This is a genomic window from Flavobacterium sp. 20NA77.7 (assembly GCF_031326205.1).
In the GTDB taxonomy this organism is placed as follows: domain Bacteria; phylum Bacteroidota; class Bacteroidia; order Flavobacteriales; family Flavobacteriaceae; genus Flavobacterium; species Flavobacterium nakdongensis.
Genome location: NZ_CP133721.1, coordinates 1,272,714 through 1,295,038, shown reverse-complemented (window position 1 = coordinate 1,295,038; position 22,325 = coordinate 1,272,714). Strand labels below are relative to the sequence as shown.

At 32.0% G+C, this 22,325-nt stretch carries 22 protein-coding genes and 1 tRNA gene; 7 read left to right on the top strand and 16 right to left on the bottom strand.

Translation table 11 applies throughout. From position 1 onward, the window contains the following. Window positions 1–52: 52 nt before the first annotated feature. From RF683_RS05805 to RF683_RS05785, 5 genes are all read right to left on the bottom strand, one after another. Window positions 53–712, bottom strand: coding sequence for a YggS family pyridoxal phosphate-dependent enzyme (locus RF683_RS05805; protein WP_309531397.1), 660 nt, complete (start codon window positions 710–712; stop codon window positions 53–55). 6 nt (window positions 713–718) lie between these two features. Beyond that, entirely contained in the window at window positions 719–1,036 is a 318-nt protein-coding gene (locus RF683_RS05800; protein ID WP_309531396.1) for a DUF6572 domain-containing protein, read from the bottom strand. A 74-nt stretch (window positions 1,037–1,110) separates the two neighbouring features. Next, complete coding sequence (locus tag RF683_RS05795) at window positions 1,111–2,328, bottom strand: DUF1015 domain-containing protein (protein WP_309531395.1); 1,218 nt, start codon at window positions 2,326–2,328, stop codon at window positions 1,111–1,113. A 71-nt stretch (window positions 2,329–2,399) separates the two neighbouring features. Then, a complete protein-coding gene (locus RF683_RS05790) occupies window positions 2,400–3,290 on the bottom strand; it encodes a 3-hydroxyacyl-CoA dehydrogenase family protein (RefSeq protein ID WP_309531394.1) in 891 nt (296 codons plus the stop codon). Between the two features lie 42 nt (window positions 3,291–3,332). Then, window positions 3,333–4,298, bottom strand: coding sequence for a Gfo/Idh/MocA family protein (locus tag RF683_RS05785; protein ID WP_309531393.1), 966 nt, complete (start codon window positions 4,296–4,298; stop codon window positions 3,333–3,335). 154 nt (window positions 4,299–4,452) lie between these two features. On the opposite strand from RF683_RS05785, the gene RF683_RS05780 reads away from it, so the two are divergent. Next, entirely contained in the window at window positions 4,453–5,094 is a 642-nt protein-coding gene (locus RF683_RS05780) for a protein-L-isoaspartate(D-aspartate) O-methyltransferase (RefSeq protein ID WP_309531392.1), read from the top strand. Between the two features lie 16 nt (window positions 5,095–5,110). Here the strand turns inward: RF683_RS05780 and RF683_RS05775 are convergent, their stop codons facing one another. Next, window positions 5,111–6,163: a Fic family protein gene (locus RF683_RS05775; protein ID WP_309531391.1), complete on the bottom strand. Its 1,053-nt coding sequence runs from the start codon at window positions 6,161–6,163 to the stop codon at window positions 5,111–5,113. A gap of 200 nt (window positions 6,164–6,363) precedes the next feature. On the opposite strand from RF683_RS05775, the gene pafA reads away from it, so the two are divergent. Continuing rightward, window positions 6,364–7,968 carry an alkaline phosphatase PafA gene (pafA, locus tag RF683_RS05770; protein WP_309531390.1) on the top strand — a complete coding sequence of 535 codons (1,605 nt, stop codon included), beginning with the start codon at window positions 6,364–6,366 and terminating at the stop codon, window positions 7,966–7,968. Between the two features lie 64 nt (window positions 7,969–8,032). On the opposite strand, the gene lysA is transcribed toward pafA, so the two are convergent. Next, window positions 8,033–9,238, bottom strand: a complete 1,206-nt coding sequence (gene lysA / locus RF683_RS05765) for a diaminopimelate decarboxylase (RefSeq protein WP_309531389.1) — start codon at window positions 9,236–9,238, stop codon at window positions 8,033–8,035. 216 nt (window positions 9,239–9,454) lie between these two features. Here lysA and sucC point away from each other — a divergent pair, with 216 nt between their 5' ends. Continuing rightward, the gene (sucC, locus tag RF683_RS05760) at window positions 9,455–10,648 is read left to right on the top strand and encodes an ADP-forming succinate--CoA ligase subunit beta (protein ID WP_309531388.1); all 1,194 of its coding nucleotides are present in this window, start codon (window positions 9,455–9,457) and stop codon (window positions 10,646–10,648) included. 67 nt (window positions 10,649–10,715) lie between these two features. After that, window positions 10,716–10,789, top strand: a tRNA-Ala gene (locus RF683_RS05755). A gap of 192 nt (window positions 10,790–10,981) precedes the next feature. Here RF683_RS05755 and RF683_RS05750 read toward each other — a convergent pair. The 5 genes from RF683_RS05750 to RF683_RS05730 form a co-directional block, all read right to left on the bottom strand. Next, window positions 10,982–11,476, bottom strand: a complete 495-nt coding sequence (locus RF683_RS05750; RefSeq protein ID WP_309531387.1) for a hypothetical protein — start codon at window positions 11,474–11,476, stop codon at window positions 10,982–10,984. A 4-nt stretch (window positions 11,477–11,480) separates the two neighbouring features. Further along, complete coding sequence (locus RF683_RS05745; protein WP_309531386.1) at window positions 11,481–11,768, bottom strand: hypothetical protein; 288 nt, start codon at window positions 11,766–11,768, stop codon at window positions 11,481–11,483. Further along, window positions 11,768–12,127 (bottom strand): hypothetical protein, encoded by a 360-nt coding sequence (locus RF683_RS05740; protein ID WP_309531385.1) that lies wholly within the window; start codon window positions 12,125–12,127, stop codon window positions 11,768–11,770. Before RF683_RS05740 ends, RF683_RS05745 begins: the two co-directional genes overlap by 1 nt. 263 nt (window positions 12,128–12,390) lie before the next feature. Then, window positions 12,391–13,155, bottom strand: a complete 765-nt coding sequence (locus RF683_RS05735) for a TIGR02757 family protein (RefSeq protein WP_309531384.1) — start codon at window positions 13,153–13,155, stop codon at window positions 12,391–12,393. Between the two features lie 2 nt (window positions 13,156–13,157). Then, a complete protein-coding gene (locus RF683_RS05730) occupies window positions 13,158–13,829 on the bottom strand; it encodes an ABC transporter ATP-binding protein (RefSeq protein ID WP_309531383.1) in 672 nt (223 codons plus the stop codon). 172 nt (window positions 13,830–14,001) lie between these two features. Between RF683_RS05730 and msrA the strand changes: the two genes are divergently transcribed. Continuing rightward, window positions 14,002–14,583 (top strand): peptide-methionine (S)-S-oxide reductase MsrA, encoded by a 582-nt coding sequence (msrA, locus tag RF683_RS05725; protein WP_309531382.1) that lies wholly within the window; start codon window positions 14,002–14,004, stop codon window positions 14,581–14,583. Window positions 14,584–14,622: 39 nt separating this feature from the next. Here msrA and RF683_RS05720 read toward each other — a convergent pair whose 3' ends face one another. Next, complete coding sequence (locus RF683_RS05720) at window positions 14,623–15,813, bottom strand: pyridoxal phosphate-dependent aminotransferase (RefSeq protein ID WP_309531381.1); 1,191 nt, start codon at window positions 15,811–15,813, stop codon at window positions 14,623–14,625. Window positions 15,814–15,930: 117 nt separating this feature from the next. On the opposite strand from RF683_RS05720, the gene RF683_RS05715 reads away from it, so the two are divergent. Then, complete coding sequence (locus tag RF683_RS05715; RefSeq protein WP_309531380.1) at window positions 15,931–17,244, top strand: PDZ domain-containing protein; 1,314 nt, start codon at window positions 15,931–15,933, stop codon at window positions 17,242–17,244. Between the two features lie 33 nt (window positions 17,245–17,277). Here RF683_RS05715 and RF683_RS05710 read toward each other — a convergent pair whose 3' ends face one another. After that, a complete protein-coding gene (locus tag RF683_RS05710) occupies window positions 17,278–17,706 on the bottom strand; it encodes a DUF1573 domain-containing protein (RefSeq protein WP_309531379.1) in 429 nt (142 codons plus the stop codon). A gap of 211 nt (window positions 17,707–17,917) precedes the next feature. Between RF683_RS05710 and RF683_RS05705 the strand changes: the two genes are divergently transcribed. Beyond that, a complete protein-coding gene (locus RF683_RS05705) occupies window positions 17,918–20,545 on the top strand; it encodes a valine--tRNA ligase (protein WP_309531378.1) in 2,628 nt (875 codons plus the stop codon). 203 nt (window positions 20,546–20,748) lie between these two features. On the opposite strand, the gene RF683_RS05700 is transcribed toward RF683_RS05705, so the two are convergent. Then, window positions 20,749–21,366, bottom strand: coding sequence for a WG repeat-containing protein (locus RF683_RS05700; protein ID WP_309531377.1), 618 nt, complete (start codon window positions 21,364–21,366; stop codon window positions 20,749–20,751). Window positions 21,367–21,637: 271 nt separating this feature from the next. Continuing rightward, a complete protein-coding gene (locus RF683_RS05695) occupies window positions 21,638–22,201 on the bottom strand; it encodes a hypothetical protein (protein WP_309531376.1) in 564 nt (187 codons plus the stop codon). Between the last annotated feature and the right edge of the window lie 124 nt (window positions 22,202–22,325).

Below are 22,325 nucleotides of genomic sequence, written 5' to 3'. Positions count from 1 at the left end.
TGTTCAGTGTTCAGTCTCAGTTTTCAGTTAATTGGCACATTGATAAATTGCCTTATTGATAATTTCTATTGCCAAAGATACTACTTCCAATTCGAACCATTGTGCTACCGCACGAAATTGCAAGTTGATAATCGCCAGACATTCCCATAGAGAGCGTTTTGAGTTCAGAGTTTTGAGTTTTGAGTTTATCATAAATTGTTTTCAAATGGCTGAATTCTTTTTCAATTTGGTTTTGATTTTCAGTGAAGGTTGCCATTCCCATTAAACCAACAATCTTTATGTTTTCTAAACTTTTAAAATCATCAGAAGTTAAAATGTGATTTAGTTCTTCTTCATCTAATCCAAATTTGGTTTCTTCTTCCGCGATATGAATTTGTAATAAACAATCAATTACTCTATTGTGTTTTTTGGCTTGTTTATTAATTTCTTGTAATAATTTAAAGCTGTCAACTCCATGAATTAAAGATACAAACGGAGCAATTAACTTTACTTTTCTTGATTGTAAATGACCAATAAAATGCCATTCAATATCTTTAGGAAGTGCTGCATGTTTTTCAACTAATTCTTGTACATAATTTTCTCCAAAAACGCGCTGACCTGCATTGTAGGCTTCCATTAAATCTGAAACAGGTTTGGTTTTTGAAACCGCAACCAAAGTCACGTGAGCTGGAAGTTGGTATTTTATTTCGGTGAGGTTTTGTTGGATTGACATTGTATTCTATTTTATTACTGAATAATCAAAATTAAAATTGTTTGACTTTAAAAAAATGGCAATTTCATTCAAAAAATCTTTAGCATCTTTATTTGGTTTGTATTTTAATACAATATTAATGACTATTTGTTTTCCTGTTGCTTCAGGATAAATTTTATAAATCTGATTATTCTCAACAATTTCTAAATAGGAATTTATTTTATTTTGAAGATGTAAAAAGTGATTCTCATCATCCCACTTTAAATGATCCGAAATTGTTAATTGAACTTCATTTTCGGGAGTTATGCTTATGAAATCTATTATTGATGGATTATCTACAGCCATTTTATTCTTTTTTATGTGATTTCTCCTTCGTCTAAAGGACAAAATTGTGTTTATTTTTTTTACTCCCAAATCAATTACAATTCATAAACCACCAAACCACTTCTAAACTTTGGTTCAATGTAGGTTGATTTTGGAGGCATAATTAAATTTTTGTCGGCAATGGTTTTAATTTCTGACATATTAGTAGGGTAAAGCATAAAACCCACTTCGTATTCGCCTTCATCCACTAAATCTTTAATAACAGAAACACTTTGTTTTCCTGGAATGTAATCAATGCGTTCGTCGTTACGTAAATCTTCAATGCCTAATAAGGGATGTAAAACCGTATCGTATAAAATTTGTGCATCTAAATTTTCTAAAACAGAAGTCGCTTTTTGAGATTGTTTATAAAACAACGCATAAAAACTGCCATCTAAATACATTCCAAATTCAAATTTATTTTGTGGTTTCCACAATTCTTGATCTTTTGGTTTGATGATAAAATTATCCGATAATTTAGTTATGAAATCATCTTTTGATAAACCATTTAAATCACGAATAATTCTATTAAATTCATAAATTTTTACATTGCTTTCGGCAATTAAAAAACTCATAAAATAATTTAGGTTTTTGTTGCCTAAATGTTTATCTTGTTCAAACAACAACTCTGCAGAAGCCGAACGGTGATGACCATCGGCAATATATAAATTCGGAATGTTTTCAAAATGTTCTTGTAACCAATCTATTTCTGATTGCGTATCAATTTTCCACAAGGTATGTTTTTCTTTATTTGGAGTGGCAAACGAATAAATAGGATCGTGTTTTTTTTGCAACCCAATAAATGTATTGATAGCTACACTTTCTGGATAAGTAATTAAAACGGGTTCTGTATTAAAACCCGTTTGATGTAAATAATCTTTAAACAATTCTACTCGATATTGTAAGGTATCTTCGTGTTTTTTGATGTGTCCTTTTTGGTAATCGTCTATAGATGCGCCAGCAATAATGCCTGTAAATACATGACCTTTAGATTGAATTTCATATATGTAAAAAACGGGTTGTTCTTCATTGATTAAAACTTCCTCCTCTTTGAAGTCTTGATATTTATGCAAAACACCTTTAAAACGTTTGTCAAGCGTAATTTTTTGTGCATGAGCATATGCAGGGTGTATCACATGCAAAAACGAATACGGATTAAAACTCAACCAAGCCGCAAGTTCTGCAGAACTATAATCATCATACGTTCTGCAAGTTACCAATGCGACTTTATCTGCCGATGGACGAACTGCTTTAAAAGGGGTTATTTTTGCCATTTTTATTTAGTTATCAGTCTCAGTCTCAGTCTCAGTCTTCAGATTTAACTGTGACTGAAAACTGTGACTGTTTACTTTATAAATTGCTTTGCAATTTTCTCTGCTTTTTTACTTTCTGAATAATCATAGAATCCTTCACCAGATTTAACGCCTAATTTCCCTGCCATTACCATATTTACTAACAACGGACAAGGTGCATATTTAGGGTTTTTAAATCCGTCGTACATTACGTTTAGGATAGACAAACAAACGTCAAGTCCTATAAAATCAGCTAATTGCAACGGTCCCATTGGATGTGCCATTCCTAATTTCATAACGGTATCAATTTCAGACACGCCCGCCACACCATTATATAAAGTTTCAATCGACTCGTTAATCATAGGCATTAAAATTCTGTTGGCTACGAAACCTGGATAATCGTTTACTTCTGTTGGCGTTTTACCTAATTTTACCGATAAATCCATAATAATTTTAGTCACTTCATCAGAAGTAGAGTAGCCACGGATGATTTCAACTAATTTCATAATCGGCACTGGATTCATAAAATGCATTCCAATAACTCGCTCTGGGTGAACTACTTGAGCGCCAATTTGAGTAATTGAAATAGAAGACGTATTAGATGCTAAAATAACATTATGGTCGCAAATATCACTTAATTGCTTAAAGATATTCATTTTTAGCGTTACATTTTCAGTAGCAGCTTCAACAACCAAATCGCAACCCACAACGCCATCTTTAATATCCGTATAAGTGATAATATTTGAAATGGTTTTGTGTTTGTCTTCTTCTGTGATACTTCCTTTAGTAACCATTCTGTCTAAGTTAGCGGCAATAGTTGCCATTCCTTTTTCTAATGATTTCTCAGAAATATCAATTAATTTTACGGTAAATCCTGCTTGTGCAAAAGTATGAGCAATTCCGTTGCCCATTGTTCCTGATCCTATTACGGCTATTTGTTTCATTATGTATTTTGTTTCAAGTTTAAGGTTTCAAGTTATAGAAAATTATTTTCCCATAGAATCTATAATCATATATGCAACACGTAATGCTTCTGTTCCATCTTCTAAAGTTACAATTGGAGTGGTATCATTATTTATAGCATCTGCAAATGATTCCAATTCGTCTAAAATGGCGTTGTTTGGATTTACATTTGGATTGTCGAAATAAATTTGTTTTTTCACACCTTCTGCATTTTGTAAAATCATATCAAAATCGCCGGGAATTTCTGGTGCGTCTTGCATACGAACCACTTCGCAAATTTTATCTAAATAGTCTACAGAAATGTAAGCGTCTTTTTGAAAGAAACGTGATTTACGCATATTTTTCATAGAAATTCTACTCGCTGTTATGTTCGCTACACAACCATTTTCAAATTCTAAACGAGCATTGGTAATGTCTGGAGAATCTGAAATTACTGCAACGCTACTGGCGTTAACTGTTTTTACTTTCGATTTTACAACGCTTAAAATCGCATCAATATCGTGAATCATTAAATCTAAAACCACAGGAACATCGGTACCACGTGGGTTAAATTCTGCCAAGCGATGCGTTTCTATAAACATCGGTTTATTGATTTTGTCCTTCACAGCTGTAAAAGCTGGATTAAAACGTTCCACATGTCCCACTTGGCCTTTAACATTATACTTCTGCGCTAGCGCCATTATATTTTCTGCTTCTTCAACTGTTGTGGCAATTGGTTTTTCAATAAATATATGTTTTCCCGCTTCAATGGCTAGTTGTGCACACTCAAAATGTTGTAACGTAGGTGTAACAATATCTACTACATCCACAGCAGCTATTAATTCAGCGATAGAATCAAATTTTTTATAACCAAATTCGGCAGCAACTTTAGTAGCATTTTCTTCAAAAGCATCGTAGAAACCAATTAATTCATATTTGTCAGATTGATTTAATAATCGTAAATGTATTTTTCCTAAGTGACCAGCACCTAAAACGCCTATTTTTAGCATAGATAAAAATTTTATCAAAAGTACTAATTATTACATAAATTCCAATATTGAAAATCCAAATTCAAATGATATAGTAAAGTTGTATTATTTGAAATTTGGAATTTGCTTTTTGTTTTTTTAAAAGCTAATTTTACGAAATAAATTTTTACCCAAATTGAAAGATACAAATAAACATCAAGGACTTAGAAATCAGCTCGTAAAACAGTTGGAAGATAAAGGTATTACCGATAAAAATGTATTAGAAGCTATTTCAAAAGTACCCCGACATTTATTTTTAGATTCTAGTTTTGAAAATTTTGCCTATCAAGATAAAGCATTTCCGATAGGCGCCGATCAAACTATTTCACAACCGTTTACGGTAGCTTTTCAAACCCAACTTTTAGATATTAAAAAAGGTGATAAAGTATTAGAAATAGGTACTGGTAGCGGGTATCAAACAGCGGTACTTTGTTTATTAGGTGCAAGTGTATATACTATTGAACGGCAAAATAAGTTATTTAAAAAAGCTCAATTATTGTTGCCTAAATTAGGGTATAACCCAAAAAAGTTTGTGTTTGGAGATGGCTATAAAGGATTACCCGATGCTGCACCGTTTGATAATATTATTGTAACAGCTGGTGCGCCATTTATTCCTCAGCCATTAATGGCACAACTAAAAATAGGTGGAAGGTTAGTGATTCCTGTGGGGGAGAACGAACAAATAATGACTTTATTAGTTAGAAAAAATGAGAAACAATTTGAAAAACAAGAATTTGGAGATTTTAAATTTGTTCCGTTATTAGAAAATAAAAATTAATCCCGATAGTTCGGGATTAATTAGGTTTAATTATCGAAAGATATCTTTCCAAACATTCTTTTTCTGTTTGAGCGATCAACAATAAAAAATGTTCTTTATTGTTTTCAACTTGACACGCTTCTAAGGCGTTGTAGTAGCTCATTCTACTTTCATGTGTGCCTTTTATATTTGCAATTACATAGCCGTGTTGCAATAAAATCAAATTCATTAACAACCTAGAAGTTCTGCCATTTCCATCTATAAAAGGATGAATGGTTACTAATCTTTCGTGCATTTCTGCAGCCAAAATTACAGGGTGCAAATTGTTTTTATTAGTTTGATACCAAATAAACAATTCTTCCATTTCTTTTGCTACTAAAAAAGGTTGCGGCGGCATGTGCGAACTTCCTTTTATCATCACTTGAACTTTTCTGTATTTTCCTGCGTCTTCTGGATAAATTCCTCTTAATATTAAATTGTGAATGCATAAAATTTCACGTTCATTAATAGCGGTGTTTTTATCCATTAACTCTTTAATGTAAGCAATTGCCTCTTGATGATTTATTGCTTCTAGATGTTCACGCATACTTTTTCCCGAAATAGTTAACCCTTCATTCACAATTAAATCTGTTTCTTTTAAAGTTAAAGTATTTCCTTCTATTTTGTTACTTTCAAACGTGTATTCTAATTCCAAAGCTTGCGTAATTCTAAAACTATCATATTTTCTAAATTGATTCAATTCATTTTTAAAGGTATCAATTTCTTTTAAAATACGCTCTAATTTTTTTGATAGGGGCGCACGCTTAAAAGAAGCATAAAAGGCCATTTCTTCTTTTACTTGCAAAATAGCTTCATATACAAATTGATCGGTGCCAATTTCTGCATAGATTTTGTCTTTTAACCATGCAACAAGTAGAGTTTCATAAGCAATGTCTAAAATTTCGGCAAGCTTAAACAGATGTTCTTTGGTTGGTTTTCTAGTGCCATTTTCAAATTTACTAATCAATGCCTGATCGATACCAAGTGCTTGTGCAACATCTTTGGTTTTTAATTTTTTTTCAATGCGACGGTTTCGTAATAAATTTTTCATAGGTATAATATTAGATTTGCAGTGTCATATAAAGAAATCGTTATGTTATTTGTTATGTACAAAAATGCTAACAATAAAATTGACTTTTATTAACATGACAAAATTAGTCATTTTTTTGATTAAATAAAAATTTTTATAAAAATCTTTTACTACTTTTACAAAAAAATAGAGAATATAATTTACATTTAAATTAAACGTACATGAAACGATTACTTGTTATTTGCCTTTTATCTGTAGTAGGTTTAGCTCAAGAAAGACCAAAATTGGTTGTTGGAATAGTTGTTGATCAAATGAAAATGGAATACTTATATCGTTTTTCAAATGATTTTTTGGAAAATGGCTTTAAGCGACTCATGAATCAAGGCTATACGTTTCATAATGCGCATTATAATTACATGCCTACTTATACAGCTCCAGGACATGCGTCGGTTTATACAGGTACAACTCCTTCAGTTCATGGTGTTGTAGGGAACGAGTGGTTTAATAAAGCCACAGGTAAAGAACTATATTGTACAAATGATGAAGCGGTTACCTTACTAGGTAATGGTGTGGAAAGCGAAGGTAAAATGTCACCAAAAAATTTGCAAGCTACCACAATAACAGATGAATTAAAATTAGCTACAAATTTTGCAGGCAAGGTAATAGGTATTAGTATTAAGGATAGGGGAGCTATTTTACCTGCAGGACATTTTGCGGACTGGGCGTTTTGGTACAGTAAAACAGGAGAATTTGTTTCAAGTACATATTATGGGAAAGAATTACCAAAATGGGCAATACAGTTTAATGCAGAAAAAAATTATTTAAAATACATAGATAAAGGTTGGGATTTACTTAAGCCAAAGGAAACCTATAATGAGAGTTTAACAGATAACAATCCTTATGAAGGAAAATTATTTAAGAAAACGCCTTTCTTTCCTTATAATTTAAAGGAAATGTATGAAGCTAATGATGCAGGAGTATTACGAACAAGCCCGTATGGGAATAATTTGTTAGTCGATTTTGCTAAAAAAGCCATTGAAAATGAAAATCTTGGCAAAGATAATATAACAGACTTTTTAGCCGTTAGTTTTTCTTCTACAGATTATATTGGTCATGTTTTAGGACCACGTTCTATTGAACTACAAGATACTTATTTGCGATTAGATGAAACGATTGCCGATTTCTTGACTTATTTAGATAAAACAGTAGGTAAAGGTAATTATTTAGTCTTTTTAACAGCAGATCATGCAGGAGCAGAAAATGTTACCTATCTTAAAGACAATAAATACAATGTAACTAATTTGAATTCTAAAAATATAGAACAAGCGATTAAAGAATATACGGAGCAAACGTTTGGTGAAAATTTACTACTGAATTATTCAAATTATAACATTTTTATTGATAAAACTAAAGCAAAACAAAAAGCATTAGACATTCAGGTTGTAAAAAATGGGATAAAAAACTTTTTATTGACACAAGACTATATAAAAAATGTATATACGGAAGAACAGATTCAACAATCATCTTCTACAGATATGTATTTACAAGCTATTGCAAGAGGATATGATATCAAACAAAATGGAGAGCTAATCCTGTTATTCAAACCTGGTTATGTGGAATACTCTTCAACCGGAACAACGCATGGCTCACCTTATTCATATGACACACATGTTCCTATACTTTTTTATGGATGGAATATTTCTAAAGGAGAAAGTTTTGCTAAAAAATATATTACTCAAATAGCACCAACATTGGCACAGAAACTCAAAATAACCATGCCTAATGGAACAGAGAGTCAGGTTTTAGAGGAAGTTTTAACAAAATAAAATAATAACGCTCATCTAATTTTAGATGAGCGTTATTCGTAAAATTAAACACAAAAAATAAATTCTAAATTTCAACCATCACTTGATTTTTCAAAATATCATCAAACGTTTCGCGCTCACGAATTAAATAACCTTTTCCTTCTTTCCAAAGTACTTCTGCAGGTTTTAGTCGAGAATTGTAGTTTGATGCCATCGAGAAACAATAAGCACCCGCATTTTTGAAACATAAGATATCGCCTTCATGAATTTCTTGAATGCGTCTGTTGTTAGCAAATGTATCCGTTTCACAAATATAGCCTACTACCGAATAGTAGCGTTCTTTTCCTTTAGGATTTGAAATGTTCTCAATATGATGTTGCGCTCCGTATAACATCGGTCTAATTAAATGATTGAATCCAGTATCAACTCCCGCAAAAACAGTTGAAGTGGTTTGTTTCACTACATTTACTTTTGCTAAGAAATAACCTGCTTCACTTACCAAGAATTTTCCTGGTTCAAAAGCTAATGTAAGTGTACGTCCATATTCTTTTTCAAAAGCTAAAAATCGTTTCGTTAATTTTCTTCCAAATTCTTCTACATTGGTTTCAATATCACCTTTTTTATAGGGTACCTTAAACCCGCTACCAAAATCAATAAAATCGAGCTCCTTGAAATGTTTTGCGGTTTCAAATAAAATTTCGGCGGCATATAAAAAAACATCTACGTCTAATATGTCGGAACCTGTATGCATGTGAATACCGTTTATATGCATACCTGTATTTTCTATTATTCGAAGTAAATGAGGTAATTGATGTATAGAAATACCAAATTTACTATCAATATGTCCTACCGAAATATTGGCATTTCCACCAGCCATTACATGTGGATTAATTCGGATGCAAACTGGTGTGGTTGGATGTTTTGCACCAAATTGCTCCAAAATAGATAAATTGTCAATATTTATTTGTACACCTAATTGTGCTACCTCTTCCAATTCTTGTATAGAAACACCGTTTGGTGTATAAATAATGTCTTTTGGATCAAATCCAGCATGAAGTCCTAATTGCACTTCTTGAATCGATACAGTATCTAAACCACATCCTTGTTTTTGCATTAATTTTAGAATAGAAACATTGGATAAGGCTTTTACAGCATAATGAATTTTAAATCGTTCAACTTTGCTGAAAGCTTTTGTTAAACGTGCATATTGACTGATTATTTTGTTTGCGTCATATACATACAGTGGGGTGCTATATTCATTTGCTAGCGAAAGCAATTCTTGTTGTTGCATGATTTTTATTTTTTTTTGCAAACTTACAACGCTAATTGGGGTTTTAAAAAATAAATAACAAAAATTAACAAAACACAACAAAATGTTATAAAAATACATTTTAATTTACTAATAACTATACCAAATTACCTAAAAATATGTTTAAATATTAGTCTGTTAGAAATTACTTTGTTATTTTTGTGGCACTTTTTAAAACAAGATTAACTCTTACATATTATGAATTTACACGAATATCAAGGTAAAAGTATATTAGCAAGCTACGGAGTACGTATACAACGTGGTTATGTAGCAAACAATGCTGAAGAAGCAGTTGAAAAAGCGAAACAGTTAACTGCAGAAACAGGAACGGGTTGGCATGTTATCAAAGCTCAAATCCATGCAGGTGGAAGAGGTAAAGGTGGCGGTGTGAAATTAGCTAAAAATTTAGACCAAGTTAAAGAAATTGCAGGTCAAATTATTGGTATGGATTTAATTACACCTCAAACACCTCCAACTGGTAAACGCGTTCACAAAGTTTTAGTTGCTGAAGATGTATACTATCCAGGTGAATCTGAAACAAAAGAGTTTTACATGTCTGTATTGTTAAATAGAGGTAAAGGTCGTAATATGATTATGTATTCTACAGAAGGTGGAATGGATATTGAAGAAGTGGCTGAACATACTCCTCATTTAATTTTTACAGAAGAAATTGATCCTTCAGTTGGTTTACAAGGGTTTCAAGCACGAAGAATTGCTTTTAACTTAGGTTTGTCGGGCGATGCGTTCAAAGAAATGGTAAAATTTGTTGATGCATTATACAAGGCTTATATTGGTTCTGATTCTTCTATGTTTGAAATTAATCCAGTATTAAAAACTTCTGATAATAAAATAATGGCTGTTGATGCTAAAGTGACTTTAGATGATAATGCGCTATACCGTCATGCAGATTTAGCTGAAATGAGAGACATTACAGAAGAAAGAGCCATTGAAGTAGAAGCTAAAGAAGCAGGTTTAAATTATGTAGATCTTGATGGAACGGTGGGATGTATGGTTAATGGTGCTGGTTTAGCAATGGCTACTATGGACTTAATTAAGTATGCAGGTTTTGAACCAGCAAATTTCTTAGACGTAGGGGGTACTGCCGATGCAAAACGTGTAGAAACAGCATTCCGTATTATCTTAAAAGATCCAAATGTAAAAGCTATTTTAATTAATATTTTTGGTGGGATTGTACGTTGCGATAGAGTAGCACAAGGAGTAGTTGATGCTTATAAAAACATGGGCGATGCTATTAAAGTGCCTATCATTGTACGTTTACAAGGTACAAATGCAGAGTTAGCGAAAGAATTAATTGATAATTCAGGTATGCCAATCTTATCTGCTGTTCAATTCCAAGAAGCGGCTGACCAAGTAAAAGCGGCATTATCTTAATAGATTCCAATTTATTTTATATATTTATCCCGACTTAGGTCGGGATATTTATTTTAAATCAAAAAAAGGGGGATTAGCTCATTTGGCTAGAGCGCTACGCTGGCAGCGTAGAGGCGACCGGTTCGAATCCGGTATTCTCCACAAAAGATAGCATTTTATAAGTTTTCTTGTGCGAATGGATGTATGGTAACTTTTCATATATTTCTAAAGGCAGAGATTTAGTAAAAAGTTTAATCGTAACAACATTGAATCTAACTTAAAACTATCATGCGAAGGAACTTTTTGCAAATTGTTTTGAGAATAAGGTGTTGTACAACAGTTACCGCAGTTAGCTTAAATGTTTTTTTGAGATTTATACATTATTACTCCATTCAGAAGTGTCCAAAGTAAAATCGCTAATCCAATAGAAATTCCAATTCCTTCAAAAATTACAATAGGTAAAAATACAATTCCACTCAATAAGCTACTAATTATTATCTCATTCCATTTGGTATTAAGTTTTAAAATATATTTAGACATTACAAGAAATAATAAAGAACCTAATAATCCAGCAAATATTGGACTTAATTTAAAATCATTTTGATATGAGTAAAGCCAGACATTTGAGTAATAAATTATAACTGAAAATAGGATGTGAACAATAACTTTTATGGGAGTAGTTTTTAATTTTATATAATTCACTGCCGAAATTGGAAAAGTTATTCCAGGTAAAAATTGCATTAAAATAATAAATGGAACTTTAAACAAATCTGTATAATCTAGACTTGTCGAAAACAAAAAATATAGTATTCCGAATAGTAATGATTTTATTAAAATGATTTTTTTCATTGTTCTACTTTTCTGTTTTTCCATTTTCTGTTTTTTCTACGTTGTCCAATTCTAGAGTTGTACTAATTCTTGATAAAAAATGAATTGTTCCTGTTGTCTTTAATTTTTTGGTTGCCCAAATTAGTCCAAAGACAAGCCCAATAATCGATACAATAATTCCGAATATCATTCCATTTTGGTTTGGAAAATAGTAATAAATTCCAAAACCGAAGCCAATTCCAAGTAGAGTAGGCGACAAAACAATTTGAATCCAACCAACAATTTCAGTTATTATTTCAAATATTTTATTCATTATCCTTGGTGAACATTTAGATTTTCTACAATTCCATTTTCATCTAAACGAATTATTAATGTTCCAGTATTTATTCCAAATCCAGTATAACCCAGAGAATATGACATTTCGTTTCTAACTTCAGCGTCAGGTTTTCCTAACAAGCCAATAATTTCGGATTTTGTTTTTCCTTTCAATTCATAATTATTCCGCAAACTATTCATCATACTCCATCTTAAATTCCAATTTTCTTCCGAATTAAGATTAGAATATTTCCATTTTTCGCTATCAAATTTTTGTCCTGATATTCTCCCTTTAAAGAATAAACTTAATGAAATGATTACGATTACAGTAATTAATATTTTGTATGATTTCTTCATTTTTGCGTAATTTTAGGCAAAATAGCCACTGACTAATAAATACCATCAAATATATACACCTTTTTTGTGGTTTAAAAATTATTCTTCAAGTTTTTTATTTTCATCAAGGTAAACAATTCGATTAAGAGAAATCTGTATTTTATTAACAGCCGTTTTTGTTTAATAGGTGTAAATTATAATACTTTATGCTCCTCGTTTTGTTTTATGTAATTTAATGTTTAATAAATAAAATTATTTAAAACAAAAAAATAGTTTTATGAAAACTAAAACCCTTCAAATACCCCTAATCCAAACAAGGCATAATCATATTTTACAGGGTCATTGGCGTCTAATTTTCTCAAATTAGTATCCAATTCAAGTAAAGCTTTAGCATCATTTTGCTTACGAGATAATAATCCTAATTTTCGGGCTACGTTCCCTGAATGTACATCTAATGGGCAAGAAAGAGCAGAGGTTGGAATAGAATTCCAAATCCCTAAGTCAACACCCGCTGCATCTTTTCTAACCATCCATCGTAAATACATGTTAATTCTTTTCGCCGCCGAACCATTTTGTGGATCTGATATGTGTTTTTGTGTTCTTGTCAAATGCGGGATTTCAAAAAAGGTTTTCTTAAATTCGGATATGCTTTTCTGAGTCGAATTAGTTTCAATATGTTTATAAAATACACTTTCTAAATCGGGATTATTCTTGTAAAGATGTTGTAACGCTTTTATAAAAGTAACGGCATCAGCAGCATTAAAGGTACGATGTACAAAATTTGATAATTTCTCTAAATGGATTTCTTTATGATTCATTACAAAATCATAGGGAGAATTTCCCATAATTTGCATGAGTTTATGCGAATTCGAAATTATCATTTTTCTATTTCCCCAAGCAATTGTTGCGGCTAAAAAACCTGCTATTTCAATATCTTCTTTTTGACTAAATAAATGTGGAATCTGTATAGGATCTGAATCAATGAAATCAAGTGTGTTGTACTGAATAACTTTTTGGTCTAAAAAATCTTTTAATTCTTCTGGTGTCATTTTTATGAATTTTGCAAAACACCATCAATCATAACTAATTTTCGATCTGCCATATTGGCCAACTCTTCGTTGTGTGTAACAATGACAAACGTTTGCCCAAATTCAGCTCTAAGTTTAAAAAATAATTCATGTAAGTTTTCCGCCGAACTATGGTCAAGGTTACCAGAAGGTTCATCTGCAAAAATAACAGCAGGATTGTTAATCAAAGCTCTAGCTACAGCTACGCGTTGCTGTTGTCCGCCAGAAAGTTCGTTTGGTTTATGATGCATACGATCTTCTAAGCCCAAATAGGTTAATAATCTAATGGCTTCTTTTTCAACTTCTGCTTTTGATTTTTTTGCAATAAAACCTGGAATGCAAACATTTTCCAGAGCGGTGAACTCGGGTAGTAATTGATGAAATTGAAAAATAAATCCTAAATTTAAGTTTCTAAATTGGGCTAATGCTTTTTCGTTAAGTTCAAAAACATTTTGGTTATTAATAGAAAGTAAACTCGTTGATTGCGCTTCTTTTGATGGACTGTCAAGCGTGCCTAATAGTTGCAGTAAGGTTGTTTTTCCTGCACCTGAAGGACCAACAATAGCAATAATTTCACCTTTGTTTATTTCTAGGCTTACATTTTTGAGTACATGTAAAGAACCATAATATTTATTGATGTTTTCTGCTTTAATCATACGTTCAATTTCTACAAAGTAACAAATAAAAAACAAAAATTAGAAACAAATCTAAAAGATTAGTTAAAATACACCGTCTTGTATTTAATTGTAGTAAATTTGAAAAAAAACGATGCAAAATATTGTATTTTCACTGCTGGTTTTTTTAAGTCTTTCCTGTAATAGCAAAGAAATGAAACCATCAAATCATCCCATTCAAAAAAATGTAGAAACAATGAATGATAGTTTACAAATTGCCACTTTTGCGGGAGGTTGTTTCTGGTGTACCGAAGCAATTTTTTTAGATGTTAAAGGTGTAGAAAAAGTGGTATCGGGTTACACGGGTGGTTTTATTAAAAATCCTGCTTACAGAGAAGTATGTAATGGCACTACAGGACATGCCGAAGCAATTCAGATTTCGTATAACCCAAATGAGGTAGCTTATGAAGATTTATTGGAAATTTTCTTTGCTACACACGACCCAACTACCTTAAATAGGCAAGGAGCAGATGTAGGAACACAATACAGAAGTTCAATTTTTTATCATACCGAAGAACAAAAACAACAAGCAGCGCGTTATATCGAATGGATTGAAAAAGAAAAATTATACGCCAATCCTATTGTAACTGAAGTCAAACAAGCTACTGTCTTTTATTTAGCAGAGGATTACCATCAAAATTATTACAATCAGAATAAAGAGCAGGGGTATTGTCAAATGGTAATTGCGCCCAAATTAGAAAAACTCAGAAAATATTATAAAAGTAAATTGAAATAAAAAAAACGTCCCAATGAGTTGGGACGTTTTTTTTAGTATTTAGTTAGGGTAAACTTCTAGTGCTTCTTTTAAAATTGCTACAGATTTAATCAAATCTTCTTTTTTTAATACATAAGCTATTCGTACTTCATCTAATCCTACACCTGGAGTAGAGTAAAATCCAGCAGCAGGTGCAACCATAACAGTTTCTCCATTAAAATCATACGATTCCAATAGCCATTGTGCAAAATCATCTGCATTTTTTACAGGCAATTTAGCAATGCAATAGAAAGCACCTTTTGGAGTAGCAATGGTTACACCTTCAATTTTTTGCATTTCTGCAATCAATGTATCTCTTCGGTCTTTATATTCGGTAATTACTTCATCAAAATAACTTTGAGGTGTGTCTAAGGCTGCTTCACTAGCTACTTGAGCGTAAGTAGGTGGGCTTAATCGTGCTTGAGCAAATTTCATAGCAGTTGCCATTAGTTCTTTGTTTTTAGATACAATACAACCAATTCTAGCACCACACATACTATATCGTTTAGATACCGAATCAATCATGATAGCGTGTTGTTCTAAACCAGTAATGTTTAATACGGAATGGTGTTGTAAACCATCATAAGCAAACTCTCTGTACACTTCATCTGCAATTAAAAACAAATCATGTTTTTTTACAATTTCAGCTAGTTTTTCAATTTCTTCTTTAGAATATAAATAACCTGTTGGATTTCCAGGATTACAAATCAAAATGGCTTTTGTTTTAGGTGTAATCAGCGCTTCAAATGCTTCAATAGGAGGTAAGGCAAACCCCGTTTCAATACCACTGATTACAGGAACAACAGTTACACCACTGGCTGTAGCAAAGCCGTTGTAATTGGCATAAAAGGGCTCTGGAATAATAACTTCATCACCTTGATCTAATGTTGAGCCTAAGGCAAACATAAGTGCTTCTGAACCACCCGTTGTTATAATAATATCTTGTGGTTCTACAGGTAAGGTATGTGTTTTATAATAAGCAGAAAGCTTATTTCTATAACTTTCAAAACCTGCACTGTGACTATACTCCAAAACCTTAATATCAAAATTTTTAACCGCTTGTAAAGCAACTTCGGGAGTCTTAATATCAGGTTGTCCAATGTTTAAATGATATACTTTTACACCTCTTTTTTTAGCGCCTTCTGCATAAGGAACTAATTTTCTAATAGGTGATTCAGGCATTTGATGCCCTTTGTTTGAAATTTTTGGCATGGTTTTATCTTTTTTGGTATGCAAATTTGCAAAAAATATAGTTTTAAATTAGAAAATACAGCTAAAAAGTTTTAGTACTCCTATCTATTTTGTATTTTTAGTAAAACTTTTGTTATTATGAGTCGCTTTTTTAATTTTCTATTACTAGTATTTAGTTGTTTTTCTATGTATGCTCAGAGCAGTTGGGTGTTTTTGAAAAACAAAGAAAAAGTAAGCATTCCTTTTGATTTAATAAACAACATGGTTATTGTGCATCCCGAAGTTAATGGAACTAAGCTAAATTTAGTTTTAGATACAGGATCGAATTCAAATCTTATTTTTGGTTTTCAAGAGCAAGATAGTATCGCTTTTTCCTATATTACAAAAATAAAAATTACAGGACCTGGCGTAGCAGAGCCGTTAGATGCTTATGTATCAAAAAACAACGAAATCAAATTTAAAAATTTATATTTTAAAGAGGCAACTATTGTATTGTTGTTGCATGATAGTTATGAACTTACTTCTAACATCAATATCCCTATTCATGGTATTTTAGGAACAGATTTTTTTAAAAACAATATAGTAGAAATTAATTATGTTACTAAAAGAGTAATCATGTATCAAAGTGAACCTCGTAAATTAAATAAAACGGATTTTAAACAAATAGATTTCCGACTAAAAGATGGCAAACCTTATTTGCCTATACAGTTGAATATTGAAAATAAGTTTCAACAACAATTGGAATTGTTATTAGACACAGGGCTTTCAGACGGGTTATGGTTATTAAATAAACCCATAGAATTAGAACAGATTACAACCATTTATGATTTTTTAGGCGTAGGGCTAGGTGGAGAAATTTTTGGAAAGAGAGCAAGGTATTCAACGATAAAAATCAATGATTTTTTAATAGATAAGCCTATAGTTTCATTTCCTGATTCGTTAGCTTTTTCTTTTAAAAATTTTTTTGCTGATAGAGATGGCTCGATAGGCGGAGAACTCTTAAAACGATTTACACTTTTATTTGATTATCCTCATGAAAAAATTTATTTAAAACCCAATAGGAATTTCTATGAACCGTTTTTATATAATATGGCAGGTATAAAAATTCAACATGGAGGTTTAGATGTTATAGAAGAAAAAATTAGAATTGATACGCCTTCAAATGCGATTAATGTAAATGAAATTATTTTTGAGGATTCTAAGTTTAGATTTAATTATGTGTTTAAACCTGGTTTTGAAGTTGCTTTTGTTCGAATAAATTCACCTGCATATAGAGCTGGAATTGTAAAAGGAGATAAGATTATTTCAGTAAATAAGCGTAAAGCTATAAACTATACTTTAGATCAATTAATGTCTATTTTCGAGACGAATGATGGACAAATGATAGAATTAAAAGTTGAGCGTGAGGGTCAATTACTAACCTATTTTTTATACTTAGAAACCGAAATATAAAAAAAATCCCAAGAATAAACCCGGGATTGTATTTTAAATTCTTGGACCTTCTTTTTTCTTTTCGAGTACACTTTTTTCTTCTTTTACAATCACATTTCCTTTTATTCGAAGGGCAACCATGCCATTTTCTTTATTAATTGCATTTGTAGTAATTGTAATTGTTTTACTTATAGGACCTGGATTCATGTTGTATTGCACTTCAATTGTACCAGTAGCTCCTGGTGCAATAGGCTCTTTTGGATAACTTGGAACCGTGCAACCACAACTGCTTTTAGCATCGCTTATAAGTAAGGGTTCATTGCCCGTATTTGTAAATTCAAATACTCTTTTGCCACTATCTTCTCCTTTGGTAACCGTACCATAATTAATGGTTTCTTCTTTGAATTCTATTTTAGGACCATTTTGACCATACGATAGGATTCCACATAAAAATAAGGTTATGCTAAATAGTAACTTTTTCATTTGTGTAAAATTTGAGTTTAGTAAAAGTAATTTTTTTTTCAAGAACAAACAAATAGAAAATACATTTTTTTTATTCTCTCGATATGCCTATTTTTGCATGAAATACTACAAAAACTATTCCAATATTGCATTTTGCACACTAATAGTTTAATAGTATCTTTTACATTCTACAATTTGTGGAATTACTAAATAGTAAAACTTAAATTAGCATATGATACCCGCACAATTTGAAGCCAAAGCAGTTGAAAGAAAATGGTACGACTATTGGATGAAAAACAACTATTTTCATTCTAAACCAGACCATCGTACGCCTTATACAATAGTAATTCCACCGCCAAATGTTACAGGTGTATTACACATGGGCCACATGCTTAATAATACCATTCAAGATGTGTTGATTAGACGTGCGCGTTTAAAAGGGTTTAATGCATGTTGGGTGCCAGGAACTGACCATGCCTCTATTGCAACGGAAGCAAAAGTAGTGGCAAAATTAAAAGCTGAAGGTATCAATAAAAATGATTTATCTAGAGAAGAATTTTTGAAACATGCTTGGGATTGGACTGAAAAATATGGTGGAACTATCTTAGAACAATTAAAACAATTGGGTTGTTCATGTGATTGGGATCGTACAAAATTTACAATGGACCCAGATATGTCGGCTTCGGTAATTCGTTCTTTTGTTGATTTATATAATAAAGGCCTAATTTATCGCGGGTACAGAATGGTAAATTGGGATCCAGAAGCCAAAACTACATTGTCAGATGAAGAAGTAATCTATGAAGAGCGACAAGGAAAATTATATCATTTAAGATATCAAATTGAAGGAAGTTCAGAGTTTGTTACCATTGCTACAACACGTCCAGAAACCATTTTAGGCGATACTGCTATTTGTATTCATCCTGAAGATGAGCGTTATTTTCATTTGAAAGGTAAAAAAGCTATTGTACCTATTTGTAACCGTGTGATTCCAATTATTTTTGATGAATATGTGGATAGAGAATTTGGAACAGGATGTTTAAAAGTAACTCCGGCTCACGATGTTAATGATAAAAATTTAGGAGATAAACACGGACTAGAAATTATCGATATATTTAACGAAGATGCTACATTAAATTCGTTTGGCTTGCATTATGAAGGTCAAGATCGTTTTGTAGTGCGTGCAGCTATTGAAAAAGAATTAGAAAGCATTGGTGCGTTAGTGAAAGTCGAAAATTATACGAATAATGTAGGAACTTCAGAACGAACGAAAGCCGTAATTGAACCTCGTTTATCGGATCAATGGTTTCTAAAAATGGAAGATTTGGTAAAACCAGCCATTAAAGCGGTTTTAGAATCAGATGAAATTAAATTGCATCCAAACCGTTTCAATAATACCTATGCACATTGGCTAAATAATATTAGAGATTGGAATATTTCGCGTCAATTGTGGTGGGGACAACAAATTCCGGCCTACTATTATGGCGACGGAAAAGAAGATTTTGTGGTAGCTGAGACCATTGAAGATGCTCTTGAATTAGCAAAACAGAGAACCAACAACCCTCAACTGACAACAGACAACCTTACTCAGGATGCCGATGCGCTAGATACTTGGTTTTCTTCTTGGTTATGGCCAATGGCAGTTTTTGGAGGAATTATGCAGCCCGATAATGAAGAATTTAAATATTACTATCCTACAAATGATTTAGTAACTGGTCCAGATATTTTATTTTTCTGGGTAGCTCGAATGATTATTGCAGGATATGAATATGCAGGTGAAAAACCGTTTAGTAATGTATATCTAACGGGTTTAGTACGAGACAAACAAGGGCGAAAAATGTCTAAATCATTAGGAAATTCTCCAGAACCTCTTGGACTTATCGAAAAATTTGGTGCAGATGGTGTTCGTGTTGGTCTGTTATTAAGTGCTTCTGCAGGAAATGATATTTTATTTGATGAAGAACTGTGTAACCAAGGAAAAGGTTTTGCTACTAAAATTTGGAATGCGTTTAGATTAATTAAAGGGTGGGAGGTAGCCGATATGCCACAGCCCGAAGCTTCAAAAGTAGCTATAGAATGGTATGAAGCCAAATTACAAAAAACACTTGCCGAAATAGAATCTAATTTTGATAAATACAGAATTTCAGATTCCTTAATGGCAATTTATAAATTGGTTTGGGATGATTTCTGCTCTTGGTTTTTAGAGATGATTAAGCCAGGTTATCAACAACCGATAGACCAAACAACATTTACTAAAGCCATTGAAATGCTTGAGGCTAATTTAAAATTATTGCATCCGTTTATGCCATTTTTAACAGAAGAAATTTGGCAACATATTGCGGAAAGAACACCAGAACAAGCCTTAATTATTGCATCATGGCCTGAATCAAAACCGTATAATGAAAAAATTATTTCTGATTTTGATTTTGCTACAGAAGTTATCTCAGGAATTCGCACAATTAGAAAAGATAAAAACATATCCTTTAAAGACGCCATCGAATTAAAAGTACTAAATAATGAAAAAGCATCTGTTTATTTTGATTCGATAATTCAAAAATTAGGCAATGTTACCGCTATTGAATATGTGACTACAAAAGTAGAAGCAGCCTTATCTTATCGTGTAAAATCAAATGAGTATTTTATTCCTATAACTGGTGCTATTGATATTGAAGCGGAAATTTCTAAATTAAATGAAGAATTAAATTATAGTAAAGGTTTCTTAAAATCAGTTCAAGCTAAATTATCTAATGAAAAATTTGTAGCAGGCGCTCCAGAGCAAGTAATTGCAAATGAACGCAAAAAAGAAGCAGATGCTTTAGCAAAGATTGCCATGATTGAGCAGAGTTTAGCGAACTTAAAATAACTAAAAATCCCAATCATTTGATTGGGATTTTTTAGTTGAAACGTTCCGCAGCTATCAGTTTGTAGTGAAATTGGGAACGAATTATTTTCTATCAAAGATAAAATTTCTTGCGAGAAATAAACGTGAATTTACTACAAAATTCGCACACGAGCGCAGCGACTGCCACAGGAATCTTGCCAAACGCCTGTTAGCTGTAGTACTTTTTATTCTCTTTCGTCTGCTTTCCAATCAATTTCTTTCTTTATTTCTTCAAACGTATAATTTCCAAGTTTTAAAATTTCTCCTTTTTCATTTATATATCCGAAATTTTCGCAAACAATAGAGTAGTGTTGGCAATCTTCTTCTTTTGCGTGTTCTTTCCAAGGAACTTTTTTACACTTTTCTCCAATTATTGCTTTTCCATTATGAAATGAAGTCACAATTTCAAATTGAGGTTTTATAACTATTTGACCTTTTTCGTTTGCAAATCCAATTTTATTTTCGTCATCAATTATTCTAATTTTATTTTCAATTAAATAATCTGGACTTGGTTCTCCAAAACTTGTATTATAAACTTGAAACAATATATTTTCTTTTGCATCAATTGCAGTCCAACCAGGATTTCCTTTCTTGCCAAAAACCGCAAAATATCCATAATTATCAAAATTGAATGTTATGTAATATTTTGACGAATCTAATACTTTTATTAAGTTATTTTTTTCATCAATAAGTGAATAAACATTTCTCCAAGTTTCAGTTTCTTTTTGTTCAACTTTGAATTTAGTTTGTGAACTCAATTTCGATAAAAACATTACTGATAATATTATGAATTTTAATCTCATATGTGGTCATTTTTGTGGGATTACTGCTAACCAGCGGCGCTTTGCGAAGTGCTTTGGATTTTTCAAAGCGCTAGTTAGGCGAAGGGGCGCTGGTTAGAGCGAGAGGGTTCGCCCTTTCGCTCTAACGTTTTCGGGCTTTGCGTTCGGGCGGGTTTCGGACCACAAAGTTTCAATTTATTATTAAAGTTTATTAGAAGCACAAAGCTCCAAGTTTACACGTCAGCCCGCCTGACGCAAAACCCGTGTTATAGGCTGCCGTTCTTGTCATTTGTTAATTTATCATTTTTACTTGTCTTGCTAATTCCTCGTTGTCTGTCACCGTTAAATTGTCAAGCATTCCGTAAACTTCCTTGTCACCTTGATTTAAAAAACCAGCCGCACTTATAAATATATTCTTGTCGTTTGAAAAAGTAATTTTTATGTCCTGCGGATAAGTAAAACTTTCTGTCTTGCCAGACCCTTCTTCTTTTATCGTAACAGTTTCCCAAGTAGTGTGAATGTCAGAAATTGTTGTCCCAATAAACTTTTTCCAAAGATCGTTAGTTGAAACATCCCATTTTATGTTTCCAGAAAAGTCAGATAGCTCGTTTATTTTAATTCCAATTCCAAATTGAAAAAATTTACCATCCCAATAAATCTCTACCAATTTGTCTTTGTCTGTATGGAAAAATATTGAGAAGTCAACCGAGTCAAGATTTGGGAATTGTGTCGGGTAATATGGTTGTGGATTTGTCGGCTCATAAATGATTTCAGAATATTCAACCTTCAAAATGGTCAGTCCGATTAATTGTCGGCTGAATTTTTCAAAGTCCAAATGTTCTTGTGTTAATGTCATTGTTGTTGTGTCTTACGGTTGCCTATAACTTGTATATATGCGAAACTTTCAAACTACTTTTATTCCAAATTGGCAAGATTGGCGAAAGTTTTGCTTACTTTTATTTCGCTTATTTTTATTAAGC